The organism is Vibrio sp. MOR3 (assembly GCF_001557775.1).
Taxonomy (GTDB): Bacteria; Pseudomonadota; Gammaproteobacteria; order Enterobacterales; family Vibrionaceae; genus Vibrio; species Vibrio jasicida.
This window is the reverse complement of sequence record NZ_LNRD01000009.1, coordinates 49,409-73,876: the sequence shown is the minus strand read 5'-3', so window position 1 is coordinate 73,876 and position 24,468 is coordinate 49,409. Positions and strand designations below refer to the sequence as shown.

Genomic DNA, 24,468 nt, shown 5'->3' with positions numbered 1-24,468 from the left:
CAAAAATGGGCAGCATTTGCTACCCATTTTTCTTTATCGACCGTTAATGGCGTCGATAAGCCCTTTCGCTTCACGGCGAATATCATCTTCACCGTAGACGATGGCCTCTTCTAGCAATTTGATCGCCCCTTGAGGATCGTTCATTTCTAGATAGATTTTTGCTAAATCAAGCTTACCTGCGGCTTCTGCGTTGGTGTCTACATCCACATCACCGATGTCACCAATCACATCAGGGAACTCATTCAAACCAACATCGAGCTTTAATTCTTGCTCTTCGAAGTCACCGCCATTTTTATCCACTTGAGCCATCAACTCATCAATCGTCATGAATTGATTTTTCTTCGGGTCGAAGTCGGTAAGATCATCCTGCTCACCCCAGTTTTCCTGAGCGATTTCTGGTTGCGCAAGTGCTTCTGTCGAGCTCCAAACGTCTCTTTGATCTTCTGGGACTTCCGTTGTTGACGCCGCGCTGTCTGATGACAGTTTAAAACCATCCCAGTCATCGCCCACATCCAGCATGGTTTCGAAATCCATACCCGCACTTGCGATGGTGTCATTGTCCAATTTTCCATCAAACACTTCTGAGTCTGCGTTTTCTGACAACAGGTTCGCCATTGCAGATTCTTCAAAATCATTGAGTTCAGACTCTAAGTCTGCTTGTGCTTCGGGAACGGGATCAGGCTCGACACTGAAAGCCTCTGGCTGCGCGAATACATCAAACAAAGCATCATGGTCATTGTCTGATTGAATAACAGTTTGAGACGCTTCAGGGTGCTTTACCGGCGTTTCTAGTTCTGCATCGCCCATTGAAGCCAATGCATCTTCTTCATTGAACTCTGGCAAGTCCAGATCATCAAAGTTGAACTCCTCATCGCTCGCCATGCCGGCGGCTGGCTGTGAAGTTTCTGCTTCTGACAATCTTGGCTCGTCAGCCATTGATGCAAGAGCATCTTCTTCGCTGAACTCCGGAAGATCCAGATCATCGAAGTCGAACTCTTCATCTTCAGCCACTGGCTCATTCGCCGCAGTTTCTGGGTCAGTAGTTTCAGATTCAGCTAACTCTGGCTCTTGTACCATTGACGTTAGTGCATCTTCTTCGTTGAACTCCGGAAGGTCTAGCTCATCGAAGTTGAATTCTTCGTCTTCGGCCGTTGGCTCAATCGCCGCAGTTTCTGGTTCAGCGGTTTCAGATTCAGCTAACTCTGGCTCTTGCACCATTGACGTTAGTGCATCTTCTTCGTTGAACTCCGGAAGGTCTAGCTCATCGAAGTTGAATTCTTCGTCTTCGGCCGTCAGCTCAATCGCCGCAGTTTCTGGTTCAGCAATTTCAGACTCAGCTAACTCTGGCTCTTGCGCCATTGACGCTAGAGCATCTTCTTCGTTGAACTCCGGAAGGTCTAGCTCATCGACGTTGAATTCTTCGTCTTCGGCCGTCGGCTCAATCGCCGCAGTTTCTGGTTCAGCAATTTCAGACTCAGCTAACTCTGGCTCTTGCGCCATTGATGTTAGTGCATCTTCTTCACTGAACTCCGGAAGCTCTAAATCATCAAAATTGAATTCTTCTTCTTCAGCCGTTGGCTCATTCGCCGCAGTTTCTGGATCAGCGGTTTCAGATTCAGCTAACTCTGGCTCTTGTGCCATTGATGTTAGTGCATCTTCTTCGTTGAACTCCGGAAGATCCAGTTCATCGAAGTTGAACTCTTCGTCTTCGGTAGCTGTCTCAGTTGAACTTGCCGCTACGGGTTCTTGTTCCGTCTTCGTCTCGGGCTCTATGTCATCAACAAGCCAGTCTTCTTCTTGCGGAATACCAAATTCATTTTCGACGGTGTTTGGCGTCGGAGTGAACACGGGCTCTTCTTCTGTTTTGCTGAGTGATGTTTCAACGTCTGAGTCCGCTTTTTCTAAGATCGCATCTTGCGGTTCTGATTCGATAGAAGGTTCTTGAATCAACTCAGGTTCAAAATCTAACTCATCTTCTTCTGTCGCTTGCTCACTAATAAGCGCATCCAGTTCCGCAGCGAAATCGGCGCGCTCTTGCTCTGCTTGTTTTAGATCGTCTTCATTAGATTCAAACAACTCATCCAATTCCGACATCAAAGGATCGTGCTCTGGGATTGAATCTTCTAAATCACCAAAGAAATCCTCTTTGTCAAAATCTTCAACGGTTTGTTCTAGTGCTGATTCAGCCTCTGATTCGCGGCTCAACGCATCTACTTTCGGCTCAACCTCTGGTTGGTTCTCGTTCAGTAATGCATCGATATCTAAGCCTGAATCCAGACCAAGCGCCTTTTCGTCTTCCAATTCAGAAGCAGATTTAACCTGTTGTTGAGTTTCAGCAGGTTGAGTCGCTTCTGGCTCAAGATCATCAAAACCTAACGAGGCCAATAAGTCATCGTCACTCTGCTGCGCACTCGCGATTTCTGGCTCATCATCTTCACGAATCAAATCATCGAATGGGTCAACATCCGTAGGCTCTTGTTCGTCTATTGTTTCATCGCCGCTGTCATCAAGTAGCTCATCCAACAAATCGACGCTGTTTTCATCAAGATCTTCTAATGCGTCATCGCCCTCAAAACCAGACAGTTTCTCTAGTTCATCAAGTGGATCAAAATCATCGTCAGATGCATCCTCATCATCAAAACCAATCAACTCGTCAAGCAAATCTGTGCTGTCTTCATCAATGGAAGGTTCTTCACTTAAGCCTGCAATGTCTTCTAGATCGTCAAGAGGATCTCGCTCATTGATTGATTCACCTTCGTCGTCACCCATCAACTCATCGAGGAGTGCTGATGCATCATCCTGCTCTAAGTCTGAATCAGACAGACCAGACAATGATTCTAGTTCATCAAGTAGTGTGTCATCGGCATCCGCACTTACTGGCTGTTCATACTGAGCAAGCAGTTTATCGATGTCATCGTCGGTTGCTTCACCAGCAGAGAAAGCACTCTCTGACACTTGAGATGGCTTCTCGTCCTCAACATCAAGATTGAGGTCGTCACCATCAAGGTCAGCAAATAAGTCATCAAGCATGGCTTGATCAACCGCGTCACTTTGTAACTCTTCAGATGGGTCGTCAGCAGAGAGTAACTCGGCAAATGCATCATCCGACATCACATCAGCGTTATCTTCATCTGAAAGATCGAAACCGACTTCATCGTCATCATCCAAAACTTCAAGCTCTGGAGAGACTTCATCAAGTGCACGCTCCATCTCTTCAAGACCGAGCGCTTTTTCTTCGCCGTTTACTTTTATGCCATTGCTTGAAGAGTCAAATTCATCGAAGCCAACGTCAAGATTGCCATCATCCCCAATCCCCGCGAATGGGTCTTCGCCATCATCCCCTTCGAGGTTGAAATCGAGATCGTCGTCATCCAGATTAGCAAAGACATCCTCTTCTTCTGGCTGCGCTTCTTCTTGGCCGAATAGTTGCTCCGTGTCGTCATCGTCACCAAACAAATCGTCGTCTAGACTTAATTCTTCATCCAACTCATCTGCCGCTGCCAATCCGATTGGCGCAGCAAGTGGATCAACACTTTGCTGTTCTTGCGCAGCAGCTTCTTCCTCTTTCTCTTTAGAGCGACGACCAAGCAACATGACGATTAACATGGCAATCAATGCACCTGGAATAAGTGCTGCAAGGCCTACTAGCCAACCGTTAGACAGAACCTTGTCCATCGTACTTGGCTGCATTCGTTGCTGCTCTGCAAGACGCTGACGTTCTTCCGCTAGCAGTTTTTCAACTTCAGAGCGAATTCGTTCTTCATCGTTGAGCGAAGTTTTAAGCGTTGCGACCTCACTCTGCACTTCAGACAGCATCAAACGTAAACGATGGTTCTTCTCTTCGAGAGAGTCCAACTCACTTTGTGAGCCTTGCAGTTTATCTTTAAGTGCTGTTACTTGTTTCTCACCTTCCGGTGAAGTCACGACTTCAGGTACGGGGGTCGTAGACTCAACCGGCTTGATTGGTTCTGGCTTTGCCAATTCCGGTTTAGACGGCTCAATTTGAGCAACTTCTGGCTTAGGTTGAGGTTTCGTAACTTCAGCCGTAGGCTTTGGTGTTTCCGGTTTTGGCTTAACAGGCGATGTTTTTGCTGGTTTTTGTTGAGCTAATCGAACTTCATGAGCATTCATCACGGCAATCGCCTGAGGCGTGGTAGCACTCTGAACTTGCTCTAATGAAGGCACGCGAAGTCGGCTGCCTGGGATCAATTCATGAATATTCTGGTTATCAAACGCTTGAGGGTTGATTCGGTAAATGGCGAGAAGCGTCTGTTGAACAGAAACATTACGAGAAGGTCGCAATTGAGAAGCAATCGACCACAAAGTCTCGTTTTTATTCGTCGGACCATAAAAGCGCGACGGTTGGTTATTTTCAGGCGGAGCAGGTAACGCTCGCTCAATCTCCTCAGCGTAGCTAGGAGACGTTTGCACTTCACCAGAGGGTCCTACAAGTCGAATTCCTTCGGCTTGAACCACTGACGATGTCTGAGTCGCGCTCATCAACACAAGGGCTGCTAACAAACGCTTATAATTTTGACGCATAGAAGGCTCAGTTTGGTGCTAGAAACAATTTGAAATGGTGATCGGTTAAATATATCGGATAACACACGCAAAACTATAGCTTTGAGGGCAAAAAATGTGTGGCTCTCACCATATTCGTACTAATCTCACACAAATTTACGCCGTTCGAACAAAAAAGCCTCGCAGTGTGCGAGGCTTTGGATTCATTCGTCAGCGTGGCTTAGTAGTAATCGCGAATCAAAACTTCAGCAATTTGTACGGCGTTTGTCGCTGCACCTTTGCGTACGTTATCAGCAACTACCCATAGGTTTACACCACTGTGATGACTAATATCATTGCGAATACGACCAACCATTACGTGGTCTTTGCCGCCTGCATCACGCACTTGTGTTGGGAAATCTTCACCGTGGAACACTTCGATGCCATCCGTTTGCTCAAGCAGGTTAACCACTTCTTGTGCATCGATTGGTGAACGAGTTTCAACATGTAATGCTTCTGCATGACCGTAAAATACCGGAACGCGTACACACGTTGGGTTTACAGTGATTGATGGGTCGTTAAAGATCTTTTGCGTCTCCCACACCATTTTCATTTCTTCTTTGGTGTAGCCGTTTTCCATCATCTGGTCGATTTGTGGAATACAGTTAAACGCGATCTGTTGAGAAAATTCTTTCTTGTCCGCAGGAAGACCATTCAGTAGTTTCGCAGTCTGACCTGCAAGCTCATCAATACCAGCTTTACCCGCACCAGACACTGATTGGTAAGTTGAAACGTTGATACGCTCAATACCAACAGCATCGTGAATAGGCTTTAGTGCCACTAGCATCTGGATGGTTGAACAGTTCGGGTTCGCAATGATGTTACGGTTACGGAACTCAGCAATTGCTTCTGGGTTAACTTCTGGCACCACCAAAGGAATGTCGTATTCGTAGCGGAAATGAGACGTGTTGTCGATCACGATAACGCCTTCGTCTGCGGCAACTGGCGCCCATTTAGCAGACAACTCGCCACCAGCTGAAAACAACGCAATATGCGCTTGAGACCAATCAAACTCTTCTACGTTTTGAACGCGAATTGTTTTACCGTTGAAGCGGTAAGTCTTACCTTCACTGCGTTCACTTGCCAACAGGAAGATTTCGCCTACTGGGAATTTGCGCTCTTGAAGCACTTCCAAAATTGTTTCACCGACCGCGCCGGTCGCACCTAATACGGCAACATTGTATTGCTGGCTCATTGACTTACCTCAACCTGAAAACCTAGTTCTGCTAATGGTGCAAGATTGCATGTTTCGTTACCCACTAGCGTGACAGCGCTGTATTCGCGGCGATCCCAGTAGTTTTTACGCATCAGGTCAAAAGAGCCTGGCTTACTGATTTCGCGGCGGAAAAGAGCGTCATCTTTACGCACATCATAGATTAACTGCGTGATGTTGTGCAGCGTTGCTTCATCCCATGCTCTGTCCAATACCATTGTAGGAACAGGCGCGGTCGGCAGTAAATCGCTGGCATGCGCACGTAATTCGTTATTTAAGAACTCACAGTAGCTGTTGAAAATCATCGTCGTACCGCGAGCTTTCCCCTCCAGACCATAGCCTGCAACGTGAGGGGTTGCGAATGCTAGCAGAGGCAGAAGCTCCATATCAACCTCTGGTTCAAATTCAAATACATCTAATGCCGCCGTGAAGCCATCGTTTTTCATTAAACGTTGCTTCAATGCTTGGTTGTCCACAACAGGACCGCGTGCCGCATTGATAAGAATTTGATCGCAACGAAGACCATTTAACACCTTATCATCAATCAAATGATGCGTTGGGTGTAGGCCATCTTTGGTAATAGGTGTGTGCAGCGTGATGACGTCAGAACGTTCGATCAACTCTGCTAGCGGAGTAAAACTGCGAGAATCTCCCTCTTCTTGCTTGAATGGGTCGTTGATGAGCACGTTAATGCCCATGCCTTTCAAACATTTCTCAAGGTAGCTACCCACTTGACCCGCACCGATGATGCCAACAGTTTTATCGAAAACAGAGAAGCCTTGCTGTTGGGAAAGTACCATCATGACGCTGAACGCATACTCAGCAACGCCGACTTTGTTACAGCCTGGTGCTGCGGTGAAGAAAATACCTTTCTCTTGAAGAAGCGCTTGGTCAACATGATCCATGCCCGCCGTCGCCGTGCCAACGAACTTCAGCTTATTTGCTTTGCTGATCAGTTCTGCGTTTACTTTGGTGACTGAGCGAATCATTAGCGCATCTACATCCACTAAATCATCGGCTGTCAGTGTACGACCGGGTTTTAGAATCACTTCACCGAGTTGGCTGAATAGCTCTTCAGCGTACGGCATATTTTCATCAACAATAATTTTCATAGCGCCAGCGTTTAACATCCATTTGTATGAGTTCGTTTATTCGCAAGATGCGAAGCTAAAGCGATTGTGCCCTTTTCTTGAAAAATCTCAACAACTATACCTAAGTGACTTTCAAAAGCAGGTTTCAGAAAAGAAAAAGCCCGGCCAAATTAGCCGGGCAAAGTTCCAGAACAAAAGGATCCTATCCCGCTCTCCTTGGGATAAAGTCTGCGTCTGTTCGATCAGTTAACCTGATCAAGCTCTGGAAACTGGTTTGTTGGTCGGTTCACTCCACGAAGAGAATCACAGCCCAACAAATTCAGTTAGCTTTGGGTCGCTTATGCTTGGTACTTTTTGATTACCAATGTCGCGTTTGTACCACCAAAACCAAAGCTGTTTGACATAACTGTCGTCAGTTCAGCGTCACGAGCTTCCATCACGATGTCTAGACCTTGTGCTGCTTCATCTAAGTTAGAGATATTCACACTTGGAGCAATGAAGCCATTGTCTAGCATTAGCGTTGAGTAAATTGCTTCGTGAACACCTGCTGCACCTAGTGCGTGGCCAGTCATCGCTTTTGTCGCAGAGATTGCTGGGCTGTTGTTGCCGAATAGCTCTTGGATAGCGCCTAGCTCTTTCACGTCACCTACTGGAGTAGAAGTACCGTGCGTGTTGATGTAATCGATGCTATCAACGTCTTGCATTGCCATCTTCATACAACGGATTGCGCCTTCGCCTGATGGTGCTACCATGTCGTAGCCATCAGAAGTCGCACCGTAACCTACGATCTCACCGTAGATTTTCGCGCCACGAGCTAGTGCGTGCTCTAGTTCTTCGATAACTAGCATGCCGCCGCCACCAGAGATAACGAAACCATCACGATCAGCATCGTAAGTACGAGATGCTTTTTCTGGTGTTTCGTTGTACTTGGTAGATAGTGCGCCCATTGCATCAAACATCATCGTTTGAGACCAATCTAGCTCTTCACCACCACCTGCAAATACGATGTCTTGTTTGCCAAGTTGAATAAGCTCCATCGCGTGACCGATACAGTGTGCAGATGTTGCACAAGCTGAGCTCATTGAGTAGTTCACACCACGAATCTTAAATGGTGTTGCAAGACACGCTGATACTGTTGAAGACATAGTACGCGGCACCATGTATGGACCTACGCGTTTTACGCCTTTTGCACGCATCGTATCAGTTGCCACTGTTTGGTTTAATGCAGAAGCACCACCAGAACCAGCAACGATACCTGTACGATCGTTTGAAACTTGTTCTTCAGATAGACCAGCGTCTTCAATCGCCTGCTGCATTGATAGGTATGCATAAGCAGCCGCATCACCCATAAAGCGCATCTGCTTACGGTCAATAAATTCTGCTGGGTTGATTTTCAGATCACCCCATACCTGCGAACGCAGACCGTTTTCTTTAAACTGCTCAGACGCAGTGATGCCAGATTTGCCCGCTTTAAGAGACGCTAGAACTTCTTCGACGTTGTTACCGATACTTGAAACAATACCCATACCGGTGATTACGACTCGTTTCATTATGACATTCCTATAATTCAAAAATCCGCTAGATAATAACTAAGATAGTCAACAAAAGTGGTCAGCTTTCCCAGAAATTCGTACAATTGCCGAATTCTAACCGCGCCAAATCACATATTTGCACCATTATGACTTCGATTAAAAACGCAGAACTTGGTTGGAACGAAGCTGGTACACCGGTTTCTGACCAATTTGATGATGTTTATTTCTCCAACGTAAACGGTCTCGAAGAGACGCGTTACGTGTTCCTCAAACAAAATCATCTACCAGAAAGATGGCAGGAATTTGACCAAAGACGCTTTGTTATTGGCGAAACCGGATTTGGCACGGGGTTGAACTTCTTAGCCGTGTGGCAATGGTTTACCGAATTTCGTCGCGAATATCCAGAGGCAGCGTTAAAAGAATTGCATTTCGTTAGTTTTGAGAAGTACCCACTCAGCAAAGCTGATCTAGAAAAAGCACATCAATCTTGGCCAGAGTTGGCAGAATTTGCCGAAAAGCTGCAACAGCACTACCCAGCCGCAGTGCCTGAATGTCATCGCATTGTTTTAGAAGACGGAGCGATCACACTCGACCTTTGGTTTGGCGATATAAAAGACTGCATGCCGCTTGTTCCTTATGGGGAGCAAGGCTTGATTGATGCTTGGTTCTTAGACGGGTTTGCACCAAGCAAAAACCCAGAAATGTGGAACCAAAACCTATTCAACGGCATGGCAAAATTGGCGAAGCAGGATTGTACGGTCGCAACCTTCACGGCAGCGGGCTTTGTGCGTCGCGGCTTAAACGAAGCAGGCTTTTCAATGAAGAAAGTCAAAGGCTTCGGTACCAAACGCGAAATGATCGCGGGCTCGATGGAGCAGCGTGAAGCGCATTCAAACCACCTACCTTGGTTTAACCGCACTGCGTCGACCAATCATGATTCCATCGCGATTATTGGTGGCGGCATCGCTAGCGCGGCTTTGGCTAAAACGCTGGTTCGCCGCGGTCAAAATGTCACACTCTACTGCAAAGACGCTCAACCCGCAGAAGGCGCATCAGGCAACCGCCAAGGCGCAGTGTACCCATTATTAAATGGTCCCCACAAAGGCGTTTCTCGTGTGTTCGCTCCGGGCTTTTTGTTTGCCCGTCAGTTTGTTGACCAGGCCGCGCAAAATATCCAATTCGATCACGATTGGTGCGGCATCACTCAGTTAATGTGGGATGACAAATCTGCAGACAAGTTGGAAAAAATGCTTGCTGGTAATTTCACGCCAGAGTTAATTCATAAACTATCTGCTGAAGAGACCGCAGAGAAGATTGGCTTGCCGATCGATATGGCATCGGTTCATTACCCTCTTGGCGGTTGGTTATGCCCTGCAGAACTGACCCGTGGTTTGATTGCTCAACTGGAGAAAACAGAACTTTTTGAAGTTAAGTTCGAGCATCAAGTCGAGTCACTAACTTGGGATGAAGCGCGCCAACTATGGACATTGAAAGCAAACGGTCAAAGCTTTGAACACTCCACTGTAGTGGTTGCTAACGGCAGTGAATTCCAAACACTAAGCCAAACCGCGGATCTACCAATGGGTCAGGTAAAAGGTCAAGTTAGCCACGCCCCTGCAACTGAAACGCTGTCTAAGCTGAAAACAGTACTGTGTTACGACGGTTACATGACACCTATTAACCCGAATAATCAGCACTTGTGCATCGGTGCAAGTTACGACCGCAGTCACCTAGACTACGAATTTGACGAAGAAGCACAAAAAGACAACGCCGACAAATTGGTGAAGTGTTTGCCGAACCAAATTTGGACGAAAGAGGTGGATACCTCTGGTAATTTATCACGCCAAGGCATTCGCTGTGTTAGCCGTGATCACCTGCCGTTTGTAGGTAACGTAGGCGACTTTGAAACCATCAAAGCGCAATATGCGGGTCTGCAAAATCAACAAGAACAAGACGTTGAAGCGATTCACCAGTTCCCTAACCTATTCTGTTTCCTTGGTTTAGGTTCTCGTGGTTTGAGCTCTGCGCCTCTAATGGCCGAGGTGTTGGCATCACAAATCTGTGGCGACCCGTTACCACTGCCTGTTGATGTGCTGACTGAACTGCACCCGAGCCGTATGTGGGTAAGAAAGCTGCGTAAAGGTAAGGCGATTACTGAGTTGTAACGTTTTTCGATTGCGTAAAGAACCCCTCCTAGCCTCCCCTTAAAAAGGGGAGGAACAAGTTCTTAACCCGCTTTAGTCCACCCATCTTTCCAAGAAGGAGTAAGAGGGGGTTGCTCTGAAAACAAACAACCACTCCTTGCCTCATCTTAAAAAGGGGAGGAACAAGTTCTTAACCCGCTTTAGTCCATCCATCTTTCAAAGAAGGAGTCAGGGGCTGCTCCGAAAACAAACTACCACTCCTAGCCTCATCTTAAAAAAGTGAGGAGCAAGTTATGAACTCCGCATTAATCCTCCCCCTGTCAAGGGCGAGTTAGAGGGGGGAGCTCTAAGAACAAAGAACCCCTCCTAGCCTCCCCTTTTTAAGGGGAGGAACAAGTTCTTAACCCGCTTTAGTCCATCCATCTTTCCAAGAAGGAGTCAGAGGGGGTTGCTCTGAAGACAAACTACTACTCCTAGCCTCATTTTAAAAAAGTGGAGAAGCAAGTTATGAACTCCGCATTCGTCCTCCCCCTTTCTAAGGGGGAGTTAGAGGGGGTTACAAGTTTTTTAATTCAATGCCGCCACGGCCGCTTTCACCTGTTCTGCAATTTCAGCATTACGGAATTCTCCCGCTTCCAAATCAAAGTTATCGTAGAAGCTTGGAATAGATTGCGATGCTTTCACTTCAGCACCAAAGTAAGGCGCAGAGCCTGTCGCCGCTGCGAGTACCGTTTGTGCACCACCAGGGCCAGGTGAAGTTGCTAAGTACACCGCCGGTTTATTTTGGAATACGTTGCGATCGATACGTGTCGCCCAATCGAATAGATTCTTATACGCTGCTGGGTAAGAGCCGTTGTGCTCAGCAAAAGAAATCACCAAAGCGTCCGCCGTTGCGATATCTGCAAGAAACACTTTTGCGCCTTCCGCCTGACCGATTTCTTTCTCTTTGTCTTCACTGAACAAAGGAACATCGTAACTATTGAGGTCTAACACTTGCACGTCTGCACCTTCGACAAGGTTAGCAGCGTAAGTCGCAAGGGTTTTATTGATAGAGGTAGAGCTAGTAGAAGCGCCGAATGCGATAATTTTCATGGTTGTAATCCTTTGTTCACGTTTTGTACTAACAAGAGTAAAAGGTGAACGAGTGTGCTACAACCACAAAAATTTTAAGGAGAGATTCGAAAATTTCGAAGGAGTTTATTTCAACTCTTTTTGCTTCAACCAGAGGCTTATAATTAATTGTGGCTTAAGCTTGCGCTTGAAGCTCTTGCCATAGATCGCTCACGATCACGCGATCGGCAGGCGTTAGTTCTGAACGTGCTTCTTCAAGACTGTTTTCGATGCGAGATTTAAGCTCAGTCACATCGTTAATGCCTTCTTCTTCACACGCTGCAGCAGACAGAGAAATGTGACCACGCAAATAACCACCAGCAAACAGTTCATCATCCGATGCTGTTTCAATGCGAGCATCAATCAGTTCTAGTAGTTTTTCTTCAAATTCAATAATCATGGCGTTTCTCTGAGGTTATTTAAGGGTATACCCAAGAAACTTCAAGTGGCAGGGTTCAGCGAGAATAACTTGGTTTGCAGGCGCGGCAATGATTTAAAGATCTAGTGGTTCTAAATCAAAAATCATTAACAATGTCTGCAAGCCAAGATAACTCGCCCTTCGGGAGCATTTCACTGAAACGATTTCTACGTCAAGCTTTTTGGGAATAGGCTCTCTATTACACGGCAAAGCTTTCCTTGAACTCGAATCAGTGAAATTGCTCTGAACCCGTAACTTGAAATTACTTGGGTATAAAGTCAGACGTTTCCAGCGGCTTGGTTTGGTAAAAGGCACACAACGCATCCGATAGCATTTTCACGCGAGGCGGAAGACCGTTTTCTAGAATACCCATTACTTCATTGTGCACTTTGTGCATAAAACCAAGACGATCTGGTTCAAAATCGCCGTGTAGATTGTCACAACTGACGTTAAAAGGGAAGTCAGCACTTTTCGCTAGAATCCACTCGTAAGCTTGAGGGCGAATTTCAACTTTTTCGAACTCAGCTTGAACCTCTGCTGTTCGGCCATCTGGCTCGTACCAATAACCAAAATCTTCCAGCAAACGACGTTCTGGTCCTGCTACGCACCAATGGGCAATCTCGTGCAGTGCTGACGCATAAAAGCCACGAGCAAAAATAATCCGATGATGCGGATGTTCTTCATCTGCTGGCAAGTAAATTGGCTCATCGCCGCCTAGCTCTAACTCAGTGTTAAAAGGCCCAAGAAATGTGTCATTGAAAATAGCGATAAGGTCTTGATATTCGTGGTTCATCATCGATTCTGTACGTCAAATTGATATGCGGTGCGCATTGTCGCTGTTTTTCTTACACAGGTAAAGCCACACAACATGTTTGGTTATTAGCTGAGTTAATCTGAAAGTCGCTTTCTCCATACTATTTCTCATTCGTCACAGATCATATTTCCCACTACACTCACGCCTTATTTTTACGCTTAACGATGGCGACTTCAACGCCACTTGAAGCGAGATTCTTTTTGGATTTAAGCCTCTCCCCAAGGTTTAAATCTTGTTGGTAAGTTTTGCTGCTGTTTTCCTTAATCTCAAGGACCATGACAGAGCCCTTTTATTTGAGTGTCCCCTTATGCTGCTAAGTGTGTTGTACATCATTGGTATCACGGCTGAAGCCATGACTGGTGCATTGAGTGCCGGCCGAAGAAAAATGGATTGGTTTGGTGTTATGTTGGTAGCCAGTGCAACGGCTATTGGCGGCGGTACGGTGCGCGACATTCTTCTTGGCCACTACCCACTAGGTTGGGTAAAGAATCCAGAATTTTTGGCAATCACTTGTGTAGCTGGTGTTCTGACGACTGGCTTAGCGAAATGGGTGATTAAATTCAAAGGGCTATTTATCCGTTTGGATGCGCTGGGCTTGATCGTATTTAGCATCATTGGTACCAAGGTAGCGATTGGCATGGGCTTACACCCTGGCATTTGTATGGTGTCTGCACTAGTCACTGGTGTATTTGGTGGTCTGCTACGCGATTTGATTTGTCGTCAAACACCGCTTGTGTTGCATGAAGAGCTTTACGCCTCTGTGGCACTTATTGCATCGGGCTTGTACTTAGCTTTACTTGAGTTCAACGTACCTGACGTAACCGCGACGATTGTGACTCTGATTACTGGTTACATGCTGCGTATGGCGGCAGTTCGCTTTAAATGGCGCTTACCTTCATTCCACTTGGAAACCGAAGGTTCGATTCACTAATTGAATTCGAAACCAATTGAAACCCTATTAAAAAGGCAGCTCATTGAGCTGCCTTTTGCATTTCTATTAAGTTGAGTTTCAAACTTAAATCTTTGGAGTCTCGGTTTGTACGCCATGGTTTTGACCACGATGACGTAGCAAGTGATCCATAACGACAATAGCCAGCATCGCTTCCGCGATAGGCACGGCGCGGATACCCACACATGGGTCATGACGACCTTTAGTGATCAACTGAGTTGGTTCACCTTCTTTAGTGATAGTCTCGCCTGGAACCGTAATGCTTGAGGTTGGCTTAAGCGCGATGTTTGCCACAATCTCTTGGCCGGTAGAGATACCGCCAAGAATGCCGCCTGCGTGGTTGCTGCCGAAGCCTTCTGGAGAAAGCGTATCACGATGCTCGCTGCCTTTTTGGTTTACCACGTCAAAACCGTCGCCGATTTCCACGCCTTTCACCGCATTGATGCTCATTAGCGCGTGTGCGATGTCTGCATCTAAACGATCAAATACAGGCTCACCAAGACCAACAGGCACGTTGGTTGCCACAACCTGAATTTTTGCGCCAATGGAGTCGCCTTCTTTTTTCAGGTCACGGATAAGTTGGTCAAATGCTTCTACTTTGTCTGCATCTGGGCAGAAGAACGCATTATTTTCGATTTCATTCCAATCCACTTTATCGATTGAAACGTCACCCATTTGCGACAAGTAAGCACGGATTTCTACACCGAACTCGTCTTTCAGGTATTTCTTAGCGATTGCACCAGCCGCCACACGCATTGCCGTTTCACGAGCAGACGAACGGCCGCCACCTCGATAATCGCGCACACCGTATTTTTGGTGGTAAGTGTAATCAGCATGTCCTGGACGGAACTTGTCTTTAATGTCTGAGTAGTCTTTAGAACGCTGGTCAGTGTTCTCAATCATCAAACCAATTGAAGTACCTGTAGTTTGACCTTCAAATACGCCAGAAAGAATTTTTACTTCGTCCGGTTCACGACGCTGTGTGGTGTAACGTGATGTGCCAGGACGGCGACGGTCGAGATCCGTTTGCAGATCTGCCTCAGTGATTTCCAAACCTGGAGGGCATCCGTCTACGATACATCCTAGTGCGATACCGTGACTTTCCCCGAATGTCGTCACTCGGAAATGTTGTCCGATACTGTTTCCTGCCATTACTTCCTCAAATTATTGTCGCCACGCTCGAACTGTGGGAGCGCAACTGCTTATCAATTCTTCGTGAATTCATAGTGGCGGTATTACGTTTTGATGTAAAGCCCGTTTTGGCGGAAAAAACAAATCAGCCTGAATTTTCAAGCTCACTGCGAAGCGGATAAAAAAACACCGAGCACTAGGCTCGGTGTTTTCATTGTTTGTTCGACTGGTTTGCTTAGACAGACTTAGTCTTTGTAGAGTTTGAACTCTTCTGCACATTCAACTAACTGATCACGTGTTAGCATGAATACGCCGTGACCGCCGTTCTCGAACTCGACCCAAGTAAATGGGATCTGAGGGTACTGTTCCATCATGTGAACCATCGAGTTACCGACTTCACAAATAAGAATACCGTTTTCTGTTAGGTAGTCTGGAGCGTTGGCAAGAATACGACGAACCAGTTTTAGACCGTCAGTACCCGCAGCTAGACCTAGCTCAGGCTCGTGCGTGAACTCGTCTGGTAGGCTGTTCATGTCTTCTTCGTCCACGTAAGGTGGGTTAGACACGATCAGGTTGTACTTCTCTTTTGGCAGATCACGGAACAAATCTGAACGGATTGGGAATACTTGCTGCTCCATACCGTGATCTTGTACGTTTTGTTCAGCCACTTGTAGAGCGTCTGTAGAGATGTCGATCGCGTCGACTTCTGCTTCAGGGAAAGCGTGCGCACAAGCAATCGCGATACAGCCAGAACCCGTACATAGGTCCATGATGCGAGTTGGCTCTTCCACCAACCAAGGTTGGAATTCCGCTTGAATCAATTCACCGATTGGAGAACGTGGCACAAGTACACGCTCATCAACAAAGAACTCAAGACCGCAGAACCATGCTTTGTTCGTTAGGTATGCAGTTGGTGTACGCTCGTTGATGCGTTTTACTACGCGCTCAACAATACGTAGACGCTCGCTTGTCGTTAGGCGAGAGTTCAATACATGCGGAGGCACATCAATCGGCAAGTATAATGTCGGTAGGATAAGCTGAACCGCTTCATCCCACGCATTATCAGTACCATGACCGTAAAACAAGTTAGCGGCGTTAAAGCGGCTGACCGTCCAACGAATCATATCTTGAAGGGTATGCAGTTCCGATACCGCCTCTTCTACAAAAATCTTATCCAAAATTGCCTCCGAAAAGCGCTACAATACTGCCATAAATTGTAAAAATGAAATTGTTTACCTAATGAGCAAAAAAGACACCGAACACGATGACGATTTCGCCTTGTTTAAGGATGCAGTACAGGGCGTAAAAAAGTTGCGACAGGATACCATAATCCAGCAACCAAAAAAAAATACTAAGCAAAAAGAAATCACGCGCTCAAATCGTGAAGCGAGTGATTCTGAGTTTTACTTTTCCGATGAGTTTGTCCCGCTCTTAAATGCGGATGGACCAACTCGCTACGCGCGTGATGATGTCTCAACTTATGAAGTGAAACGTCTGCGCCGTGGTGTGTACGTACCTGATGTCTTCCTGGACATGCATGGTATGACCCAACTGGAAGCTAAGCGAGAGCTCGGTGCGATGATCGCTTACTGTGTCAAAAACGAAATCCACTGTGCGTGTGTTCAACACGGCATTGGTAAGCACATCTTGAAGCAGAAAGCACCGCTGTGGCTTGCTCAACACCCAGACGTGATGGCATTCCACCAAGCGCCTTTAGAGTTTGGCGGAGACGGTGCGCTACTGGTATTACTGTCTATTCCAGAGAAATAAACCACCGACTTCGAAGATGTTTCGCTGACGAACAAGAACGACAAAGGCAGGTTAACCCTGCCTTTTTGTTTTTCTCGAGTCGTGATCCCGAGAGCGAGTGTTCTATGGCGTGATATGCCACAACACTTCACCGCGTTGTGTTTGCGGATCGTATTCAATGCACACCAAGCCAGATGTTGGGAACATCGGTGGTGTCATGTCTTTCACAAACTCAGAAGTGAGATACCCCACCAGCGGTAAGTGCGACACAAACAGAAGTGATTCTAACTTCTCAACCTCAATCAATGCATTGGCAAAATCAAATACATGGTCCGATTGACCGTATGGCGTGATGTCTTCACAAGTCTCAATACTTTTCGCCGAGAAATGGACGCTGATCTCTTGCCATGTTTGTTGCGCTCGGATGTATGGACTGACTAGCACTTTATCGAATTGAGCAAAACCTTGCTCTTTACATGCTCGGGCAACTGCTTCCGATTCAGTTCTGCCTCTTTGGGTCAGTTGTCTTTCTGCATCGGTATCCGCGAAATGTTCCGCTTCACCGTGACGCAAGATAAATATTTTCATGTTATTTCCTAGGGATAGCTAACGCTACCAAAAGGTTGACTGCTATCTTTATACGGATAGCGGGCTAACTTTAATAATGTCGAAACAAAAATACTGATATAATTATCGGTTCATTATACCAATTCGCTTGCTAAAGATAGCGACTTTCTTAACAATCTATTAAAAAGAATAGACTCAGTTCATCACATTCTACGATGAAGTTATGAACTCAGTGCATTCCTTCAAATAGCTCGAACCCCATAGCATTGGCTATTGGGCTTATGCAGTACTCTTACGAATAACAAAAATACGGCAAGCAGTATTTGTCGAAGCGCAAACTTTGCGCAGCCCCATTCGGGGTTCATCATTACTGTAATGCGAAATCTGGAGACGCATCGTGCACTTAAGTCCAAACGATTCAAATCAATACCGCTACATTACCTTGAGTAATGCACTGCGCGTGTTGCTGATCCACTCCGACACCGCTCAACAGTCGGCAGCAGCCTTGGCAGTAAATGTTGGACACTTTGATGACCCAAATGATCGTCAAGGTCTGGCACACTACCTAGAACACATGCTTTTTTTGGGAACGGAAAAATACCCTAAAGTTGGCGAGTTTCAAAGTTATATTAGTCAACACGGTGGCACAAATAACGCTTGGACGGGAACAGAGCATACTTGTTTCTTCTTTGACGTCACCCCCACAGCGTTTGAAACCGCGCTTGACCGTTTCAGCCAATTCTTCACCGCACCGTTGTTTAATGAAGAAGCGTTAGACAAAGAGCGCCAAGCTGTCGACTCCGAATACAAGCTCAAACTGAACGACGATTCTCGCCGTCTATATCAAGTAAACAAAGAGGTCATCAACCCTGATCATCCGTTTTCTAAGTTCTCTGTCGGCAACTTGGAAACCCTCGGCGATCGCGATGGCAAATCGATTCGCGACGAGATAGTCGAGTTTCACCACTCGCAATATTCCGCTGATTTGATGACATTGACCTTGTTTGGTCCTCAATCTCTTGATGAACAGCAAGCTTGGGTAGAAACCATGTTTGCTGACATTCCAAATCATCAATTACACGGAAAATCGATTGATGTACCTATAGGTAACGAAGACAGCACCGGCATTTTGGTTCAAGTCGAACCGATTAAAGAATTTCGTAAACTGATCTTAACCTTCCCGATGCCAGGGATGGATGAGCATTACGGCGCGAAACCCCTCTCCTACTTTGCGCATTTGTTGGGTTATGAAGGCGAAGGCAGCTTGATGCTAGAGCTGAAAAACAAAGGTTGGATTACTTCCTTATCTGCCGGTGGAGGTGCAAGCGGCAGCAATTACCGAGACTTCACAGTCAGCTGCACATTGACCCAAGATGGCTTGGGTTATGTCGATAACATCATTCAAGCCGTATTCCAGTATCTGTCTATGATCAAACAAGATGGGATGGATGAATGGCGTTACCTTGAAAAACAAGCAGTACTGGAGTCTGCCTTCCGCTTTCAAGAGCCATCTCGTCCGATGGATTTGGTCAGCCACCTTGTGATCAACATGCAGCACTATCAGCCGGAAGACACGGTTTACGGTGACTACAAAATGACAGGGTATGATGAAGAGCTACAACGCTCTTTATTGCACTACCTCAACATCGAAAATGTTCGTGTGACTCTGATTGCCAAAGGATTAGAGTACAACCAAACCGCAGAATGGTATTTCACGCCCTACTCAGTGCATCCATTCAACGATGAACAACGTCGTTTATATCAACAAATCGATCCTAGTTGGCAATTCGTTCTCCCAGAAAAGAACCCATACATTTGCTACGAGCTCGATCCAAAACCGTTTGAAAATGGTGGCTCATTGCCAGAATTAGTGGAAGATGTCGAAGGCTTCCGTTTATGGCATTTGCAAGATGACGAATTCCGAGTGCCAAAAGGCGTCGTGTATGTCGCTATCGACAGCTCGCACGCCGTCGCTTCACCGAAAAACATCGTGAAAACACGCCTATGTGTTGAGATGTTCCTTGATTCATTAGCGAAAGAGACCTATCAAGCTGAAATCGCAGGTATGGGTTACAACATGTACGCTCACCAAGGTGGTGTTACTCTGACGCTATCAGGTTTTAGCGAGAAATTGCCTCAGCTGTTAGAAATGATTCTGCATCGCTTCGCGGCACGTGAGTTCAGCCCTGCTCGATTCGAAACCATCAAACAACAACTATTACGTAATTGGCGAAATTCATCTCAGGACCGCCCTATTTCGCAGCTATTCAATGCACTGACAGGGCTTCTTCAACCCAACAATCCGCCTTTCGCAACACTCGTTGAAGCGCTGGAAGAAATAGAAGTGGATGAACTGTCGGTGTTTGTTGAATCAATTTTGGCCGAGTTGCATGTAGAAATGTTCGTTTACGGCGACTGGCAGCGTCAGCACGCAAAAGAGATGGCAACAACGTTGAAAGATGCCCTTAGAGTAAAAGAACAACGCTACGAAGAGGCACTCCGCCCGTTGGTCATGCTTGGCGAAAATGGCAGTTTCCAACGTGAAGTCCACTGTAATCAGCAAGATTCCGCGGTGGTGATTTACCACCAATGTGAAGATATCGAGCCACGCAATATCGCCTTGTATACACTGGCTAACCATCTGATGTCGGCGACCTTCTTCCATGAAATCCGCACCAAGCAGCAACTTGGCTATATGGTCGGTACGGGAAATATGCCTCTCAATCGCCATCCAGGTATTGTGCTGTACGTTCAGTCTCCAAATGCCGCTCCCGCTGAATTGGTCACATCAATTGATGAGTTTTTGAACGCTTTCTACATGGTATTGCTAGAGCTAAATGAATACCAGTGGCACAGCAGCAAGCGAGGTTTATGGAATCAAATAGCAACGCCCGACACAACATTGCGTGGTAGAGCTCAGCGCTTGTGGGTCGCTATTGGCAACAAAGACACGGATTTCAATCAACGTGAAAAAGTACTAGAAGAGCTTAAAGGGCTTACTCGTACCGATATGATCCGCTTTGTTGTCAACGAGTTAAAACCGCGTACAGCAAACCGTTTGGTCATGCACTCGCAAGGTATAGCACACGCAGATGCTCCGCGAGTTAATCTTGGTTTAGAAATTGGATCGATTGAAGAGTTTCAATTACGACCAAAAGATTGTGGTTTGGGTTAATCAGATTTAACGAGCAAAATTAGAAAAGGCTTGCGCAGTGCAAGCCTTTTTATTACCTAAATAGACAGATTAGTCGTAGAAATTACGACCTTCACCCGCGCGAGTGAGTAAGCCATCACATGGCGCGTAACGATCACCATATTTCGATGCAAACTCGTTCATTTTCTCAATCAGTTCTTTCAAACCGAATTGATCCATGTAACGGAATGGACCACCTAGGAATGGTGGGAAACCAATACCAAAGATCGCACCGATATCACCATCGCGTGGAGAACGGATGATCCCATCATCCAAACAACGAACGGCTTCGTTCAACATTGGCAGCACGCAGCGCAAAGCAATGTCGTTGTCGCTCAGTTTTGATTCAGGCGTTAAGTTCAGCAGTTTGTACACTGACTTATCAACTTCCTTCTTCTTACCTTTATAGGTATAGAAACCTTTGCCACTCTTACGACCTTTACGACCGTCGTTCAGTAGTGTTTCGAATACGTCTGGGCCTTTAAATCGCTCGCCCAATTCGTTAACCAAGATTGGCATGATCTTCGCGCCAATATCGACACCAACTTCATCAAGCAAAGTAATTGGGCCAACCGGGAAACCAAAATCGAGTAGTGCATTGTCCAGTTGTTCGATTGGCTCATTTGCCAACAAGATATGTGCGGCTTCATTCATGTAAGGTGCAAGAATACGGTTTACGTAAAAGCCTGCTTTATCTTTCACAACGATTGGCGTTTTACCTTGTTTCTTCGCAAGCGCAACCACGGTAGAAATGGTTTCATCCGACGTCGTCTCGTGAGGAATCACTTCCACCAGCGGCATTTTCTCTACTGGGCTGAAATAGTGTAAACCGACGATGTTTTCTGGACGCTCTGCTTTTTCCGCAATTTTGTGAATCGGCAAAGAAGACGTATTGGTCGCAAAAATAGTATCTAGTTTCGCATTCGCTTCAATATCCGCAACCATCGTCTGTTTAAGGTCAAGATCTTCAAACACGGCTTCAATTACTACATCAATATGGTTGAAGCTTGTAAAGTCAATGCCGCCAGACAGTTGCAGCATCTTCGCTTGCAGACCCGCTTTAGAGATAATGCGGCGCTTACGTTGCTTATCAAACAACTTGTAGTTGTAGTTCAATGCGTTAAGCACACCGTCGTTACTAACATCTTTAATACGCACTGGCACTTTTGCTTTGGCGACGGAAACGTGGCTAATACCCGCCCCCATCAAACCACCACCAAGTACACCAACTCGACCGACCGATGCGGGCTCAGCCTCTGTACCATTCTCTTTCTTCATTTCAGTGGTAGCAAAGAAAATAGAGCGTAATGCTTTTGATTCAGAGCTCATCACCAATTCGCTAAAGCGCTTTGCTTCAAGTTCTTGGCCTTGAGCAAAACCTTTCTCAAGACCGTGTTGAATAACTTCTAGGATAGCCACGGTTGCAGGGTAGTTACCACGCGTTTTTTCATTAGTTTTTTTCGCTGCTTGCTCAAACACAAACTTACGACCTAAGCCGCTGCCCGACATCAATTTCTCTTTGGTCGATTGCTTTTGTTTGCCTTTCTTCTTGCCTTTTTCGACATGCATCTTCGCGACATCAAGCAAGACAGTCTCTGGCACACATGCGTCAACCACACCCAATTTTTTCGCTTTCTTCGCACGCAGTTGTTTACCTGTAAGGATTAAATCTAACGAGGGCAACAGACCAATTAAACGTGGAAGACGTTGAGTACCACCAGAACCAGGCAGCAAACCAAGTTGCACTTCAGGCAAACCAAGACGCGTTTTATCGGAATCAGTACACACTCGGTAGTCACACGCGAGAGCAAGCTCTAAACCGCCACCCAGACATGGACCATGAATCGCTGCGACAACCGGATAAGGCAGCTCAGACAACTGCTGGAACAAGTCTTGGCCTTGCTTGGCTAAGGCTTCAGCTTCACTTGCCGTCGTGCACGCTTCGAGCATTCGTACATCGGCACCCGCAACAAAGTTATCTGGTTTTAAGGAATGGATGATCATCCCTTTTACGCCGTTGGTGTCTTTCAGTTGAGCGAAAATCTCTTTCATCTCATCTGCAAACGCCGCTTGCAACGTGTTCATTTTCTCGTTTGGCACATCGATGGCTAGCCAAGCAATGTTCTGCTCATCAATCTTTAGACTAAATGCTTTTTGCTCGCTCATTACTCAACCTCCAAAATCATTGCTGCACCAAGACCACCTGCGGCACACGCAGTATTCAACGCAAGACCACCACCACGACGTTTCAGCTCACGTAACGTTTGTGTCATCATACGAGCGCCAGTCGCAGCAAATGGGTGACCGTAAGCAATTGAACCGCCAAGGACATTGAATTTGTCCATGTCGATCTCGCCAATCGCTTTCGCGCGACCTAGGTTTTCTTGGGCAAATTTATCAGAAGCAAACATCTTCACATTTGCAAGTGCTTGAGCTGCAAACGCTTCGTGCATATCAATAAGCGTAAGATCTGAGAGTTCCAATCCGGTATTTTCTAATACTTTCGATGTCGCGTAAGTTGGCCCCATCAACATATCCATTTCAACGCCAATAGCCGAGAATGCATAACCGCGAATGTAGCCAAGAATTTCCATCCCAAGCTCTTTCGCTTTACCTTCACGCATTAGCATCACAGCGGCACCACCATCGGTTAATGGCGTACTGTTTGCGGCTGTTACACTACCGTATTGGCGGTCAAAAGCCGGACGCAATTTTGCATAACCTTCTAATGTCGAATCATGACGAATGTTGTTATCTTCAGAGATCCATTTTTTGTAAGGTTCTGGGAAAGCAGTCATCACTTCGTCTTGGATTTTGCCGTCTTTCCAAGCTTGCGAAGCTAGAGAATGAGAACGGTGCGCCAACGCATCTTGCTCTGCACGAGTAATTCCGTGTGACTTCGCCATTTGCTCGGCAGTCTGACCCATTGAGAGACCCGTCGAGTATTCAGCCACTGCCGGCGGCACTGGCATCAAATCTTTGAAGCTGAGTTTTTTAAGAATGTTGAGCTTTTGACCCAGCGTTTTGGTTTTGCTGAGCGCCAGCAAATTAGCAGCCAGCGTTTTTGATACACCAATAGGCAACACAGAAGAAGAGTCCGCACCACCAGCAATCCCCACATCAATGCTGCCAGCCATAATACTTTCGGCAACATTGACAGCAGCTTGGAAGCTGGTCGCACACGCGCGAGTAACACTGTAAGCGTCAGTGTGGATGTGCATTCCTGTACCAAGCACAATTTCACGTGCAATGTTTGGTGCTTCTGGCATTTGAACTACTTGTCCAAATACCACTTGTTCGATGAGTTTCGGATCGATGTCTGTGCGAGCAAGCATTTCGCTCACTACCATTTTTCCTAAATCGACCGCTGGCACCTGGCTGAACTCAGTGCTTTGACGAGCAAAGGGAGTTCGGAGCCCTGCGACAATAGCAACACGTTCACCATGGCGTGTTTTTACTTCCTGCTTGCCCATTGTTTCTCCTTAAATACAAGAGGTCTGACCTCATGCATTGTAATCAACTTGTTAAATTTATCAAACGTGCGTTTAAATAAACGTGAAGCGAGTAGATCTATTACTCTAGTTCATTGATTCTTATGCGATTAAGATTGCTTAACTATAGTGACTTAAAAAGAGAAGAAGTGTGCTGTGGGTAAAATTGAAGCAAAAAAAAACCACACAATATTGTGTGGTCGGAATATCTATAAAACAATTAACATACGCCAATTGTAAAATTAATCAGTTTCCTGATTAGGAGAAAGTAAAGTCAGCCTTCAAAAGGAAGTGTCATCTTGCTCAACATGTTAGTCGCAATGACTAACTAGATGACAAGATGTACTATAGCCCCTTCACTGTATGAGATTTTGAAATAGATCAATTTTTATGGTGATTTTATGGTTTCTTGCAGGAATAGGATTTGAAGACTGACCAAGTAGCCAACCAAATGAGGTAAAACGCCTCACTGACAACAATAAAAAATAAATTATCATCACTTCAAA

At 46.1% G+C, this 24,468-nt stretch carries 16 protein-coding genes; 4 read left to right on the top strand and 12 right to left on the bottom strand.

Annotated features, from left to right (window positions below; translation table 11 throughout):
* Positions 1 to 33: 33 nt before the first annotated feature.
* From ATB76_RS17195 to fabB, 4 genes are all read right to left on the bottom strand, one after another.
* Positions 34 to 4,542: a FimV/HubP family polar landmark protein gene (locus ATB76_RS17195; protein ID WP_061035792.1), complete on the bottom strand. Its 4,509-nt coding sequence runs from the start codon at positions 4,540 to 4,542 to the stop codon at positions 34 to 36.
* Positions 4,543 to 4,741: 199 nt separating this feature from the next.
* Entirely contained in the window at positions 4,742 to 5,755 is a 1,014-nt protein-coding gene (locus ATB76_RS17190) for an aspartate-semialdehyde dehydrogenase (RefSeq protein ID WP_038878778.1), read from the bottom strand.
* Positions 5,752 to 6,885 carry a 4-phosphoerythronate dehydrogenase gene (locus ATB76_RS17185; RefSeq protein WP_061035837.1) on the bottom strand — a complete coding sequence of 378 codons (1,134 nt, stop codon included), beginning with the start codon at positions 6,883 to 6,885 and terminating at the stop codon, positions 5,752 to 5,754. Before ATB76_RS17185 ends, ATB76_RS17190 begins: the two co-directional genes overlap by 4 nt.
* 317 nt (positions 6,886 to 7,202) lie before the next feature.
* Positions 7,203 to 8,414 carry a beta-ketoacyl-ACP synthase I gene (gene fabB / locus ATB76_RS17180; protein ID WP_038878775.1) on the bottom strand — a complete coding sequence of 404 codons (1,212 nt, stop codon included), beginning with the start codon at positions 8,412 to 8,414 and terminating at the stop codon, positions 7,203 to 7,205.
* A 128-nt stretch (positions 8,415 to 8,542) separates the two neighbouring features.
* Here fabB and mnmC point away from each other — a divergent pair, with 128 nt between their 5' ends.
* Positions 8,543 to 10,561 carry a bifunctional tRNA (5-methylaminomethyl-2-thiouridine)(34)-methyltransferase MnmD/FAD-dependent 5-carboxymethylaminomethyl-2-thiouridine(34) oxidoreductase MnmC gene (gene mnmC / locus ATB76_RS17175; RefSeq protein ID WP_061035791.1) on the top strand — a complete coding sequence of 673 codons (2,019 nt, stop codon included), beginning with the start codon at positions 8,543 to 8,545 and terminating at the stop codon, positions 10,559 to 10,561.
* 546 nt (positions 10,562 to 11,107) lie between these two features.
* Here mnmC and ATB76_RS17170 read toward each other — a convergent pair.
* The 3 genes from ATB76_RS17170 to ATB76_RS17160 form a co-directional block, all read right to left on the bottom strand.
* Positions 11,108 to 11,632 carry an NADPH-dependent FMN reductase gene (locus tag ATB76_RS17170; protein ID WP_061035790.1) on the bottom strand — a complete coding sequence of 175 codons (525 nt, stop codon included), beginning with the start codon at positions 11,630 to 11,632 and terminating at the stop codon, positions 11,108 to 11,110.
* 154 nt (positions 11,633 to 11,786) lie between these two features.
* Positions 11,787 to 12,050, bottom strand: a complete 264-nt coding sequence (locus ATB76_RS17165) for a YfcL family protein (RefSeq protein ID WP_005433127.1) — start codon at positions 12,048 to 12,050, stop codon at positions 11,787 to 11,789.
* 280 nt (positions 12,051 to 12,330) lie between these two features.
* Positions 12,331 to 12,861 (bottom strand): elongation factor P hydroxylase, encoded by a 531-nt coding sequence (locus tag ATB76_RS17160; protein ID WP_061035789.1) that lies wholly within the window; start codon positions 12,859 to 12,861, stop codon positions 12,331 to 12,333.
* Positions 12,862 to 13,189: 328 nt separating this feature from the next.
* On the opposite strand from ATB76_RS17160, the gene ATB76_RS17155 reads away from it, so the two are divergent.
* Positions 13,190 to 13,813 carry a trimeric intracellular cation channel family protein gene (locus ATB76_RS17155; RefSeq protein ID WP_009707348.1) on the top strand — a complete coding sequence of 208 codons (624 nt, stop codon included), beginning with the start codon at positions 13,190 to 13,192 and terminating at the stop codon, positions 13,811 to 13,813.
* An 84-nt stretch (positions 13,814 to 13,897) separates the two neighbouring features.
* Here ATB76_RS17155 and aroC read toward each other — a convergent pair whose 3' ends face one another.
* Positions 13,898 to 14,983 (bottom strand): chorismate synthase, encoded by a 1,086-nt coding sequence (gene aroC / locus ATB76_RS17150; protein ID WP_005433120.1) that lies wholly within the window; start codon positions 14,981 to 14,983, stop codon positions 13,898 to 13,900.
* 224 nt (positions 14,984 to 15,207) lie between these two features.
* Positions 15,208 to 16,140, bottom strand: coding sequence for a 50S ribosomal protein L3 N(5)-glutamine methyltransferase (gene prmB / locus ATB76_RS17145; RefSeq protein ID WP_038871350.1), 933 nt, complete (start codon positions 16,138 to 16,140; stop codon positions 15,208 to 15,210).
* Between the two features lie 61 nt (positions 16,141 to 16,201).
* On the opposite strand from prmB, the gene smrB reads away from it, so the two are divergent.
* Positions 16,202 to 16,732 (top strand): endonuclease SmrB, encoded by a 531-nt coding sequence (smrB, locus tag ATB76_RS17140; protein ID WP_038871353.1) that lies wholly within the window; start codon positions 16,202 to 16,204, stop codon positions 16,730 to 16,732.
* A gap of 102 nt (positions 16,733 to 16,834) precedes the next feature.
* Here smrB and sixA read toward each other — a convergent pair whose 3' ends face one another.
* Complete coding sequence (gene sixA / locus ATB76_RS17135; RefSeq protein WP_038871355.1) at positions 16,835 to 17,299, bottom strand: phosphohistidine phosphatase SixA; 465 nt, start codon at positions 17,297 to 17,299, stop codon at positions 16,835 to 16,837.
* Between the two features lie 376 nt (positions 17,300 to 17,675).
* Between sixA and ATB76_RS17130 the strand changes: the two genes are divergently transcribed.
* The gene (locus ATB76_RS17130) at positions 17,676 to 20,453 is read left to right on the top strand and encodes an insulinase family protein (protein ID WP_061035788.1); all 2,778 of its coding nucleotides are present in this window, start codon (positions 17,676 to 17,678) and stop codon (positions 20,451 to 20,453) included.
* Positions 20,454 to 20,522: 69 nt separating this feature from the next.
* Here the strand turns inward: ATB76_RS17130 and fadJ are convergent, their stop codons facing one another.
* Entirely contained in the window at positions 20,523 to 22,637 is a 2,115-nt protein-coding gene (gene fadJ, locus ATB76_RS17125) for a fatty acid oxidation complex subunit alpha FadJ (protein ID WP_061035787.1), read from the bottom strand.
* Positions 22,637 to 23,944: an acetyl-CoA C-acyltransferase FadI gene (gene fadI, locus ATB76_RS17120; RefSeq protein ID WP_038871365.1), complete on the bottom strand. Its 1,308-nt coding sequence runs from the start codon at positions 23,942 to 23,944 to the stop codon at positions 22,637 to 22,639. The genes fadJ and fadI overlap by 1 nt, the downstream gene beginning before the upstream one ends.
* Positions 23,945 to 24,468: the final 524 nt, after the last annotated feature.

Bases quoted from the DNA above. Each gene is read 5' to 3' on its own strand.
- ATB76_RS17195 (WP_061035792.1), bottom strand. From the start codon at position 4,542: ATGCGTCAAAATTATAAGCGTTTGTTAGCAGCCCTTGTGTTGATGAGC.
- ATB76_RS17190 (WP_038878778.1), bottom strand. From the start codon at position 5,755: ATGAGCCAGCAATACAATGTTGCCGTATTAGGTGCGACCGGCGCGGTC.
- ATB76_RS17185 (WP_061035837.1), bottom strand. From the start codon at position 6,885: ATGAAAATTATTGTTGATGAAAATATGCCGTACGCTGAAGAGCTATTC.
- fabB (WP_038878775.1), bottom strand. From the start codon at position 8,414: ATGAAACGAGTCGTAATCACCGGTATGGGTATTGTTTCAAGTATCGGT.
- mnmC (WP_061035791.1), top strand. From the start codon at position 8,543: ATGACTTCGATTAAAAACGCAGAACTTGGTTGGAACGAAGCTGGTACA.
- ATB76_RS17170 (WP_061035790.1), bottom strand. From the start codon at position 11,632: ATGAAAATTATCGCATTCGGCGCTTCTACTAGCTCTACCTCTATCAAT.
- ATB76_RS17165 (WP_005433127.1), bottom strand. From the start codon at position 12,050: ATGATTATTGAATTTGAAGAAAAACTACTAGAACTGATTGATGCTCGC.
- ATB76_RS17160 (WP_061035789.1), bottom strand. From the start codon at position 12,861: ATGAACCACGAATATCAAGACCTTATCGCTATTTTCAATGACACATTT.
- ATB76_RS17155 (WP_009707348.1), top strand. From the start codon at position 13,190: ATGCTGCTAAGTGTGTTGTACATCATTGGTATCACGGCTGAAGCCATG.
- aroC (WP_005433120.1), bottom strand. From the start codon at position 14,983: ATGGCAGGAAACAGTATCGGACAACATTTCCGAGTGACGACATTCGGG.
- smrB (WP_038871353.1), top strand. From the start codon at position 16,202: ATGAGCAAAAAAGACACCGAACACGATGACGATTTCGCCTTGTTTAAG.
- sixA (WP_038871355.1), bottom strand. From the start codon at position 17,299: ATGAAAATATTTATCTTGCGTCACGGTGAAGCGGAACATTTCGCGGAT.
- fadJ (WP_061035787.1), bottom strand. From the start codon at position 22,637: ATGAGCGAGCAAAAAGCATTTAGTCTAAAGATTGATGAGCAGAACATT.
- fadI (WP_038871365.1), bottom strand. From the start codon at position 23,944: ATGGGCAAGCAGGAAGTAAAAACACGCCATGGTGAACGTGTTGCTATT.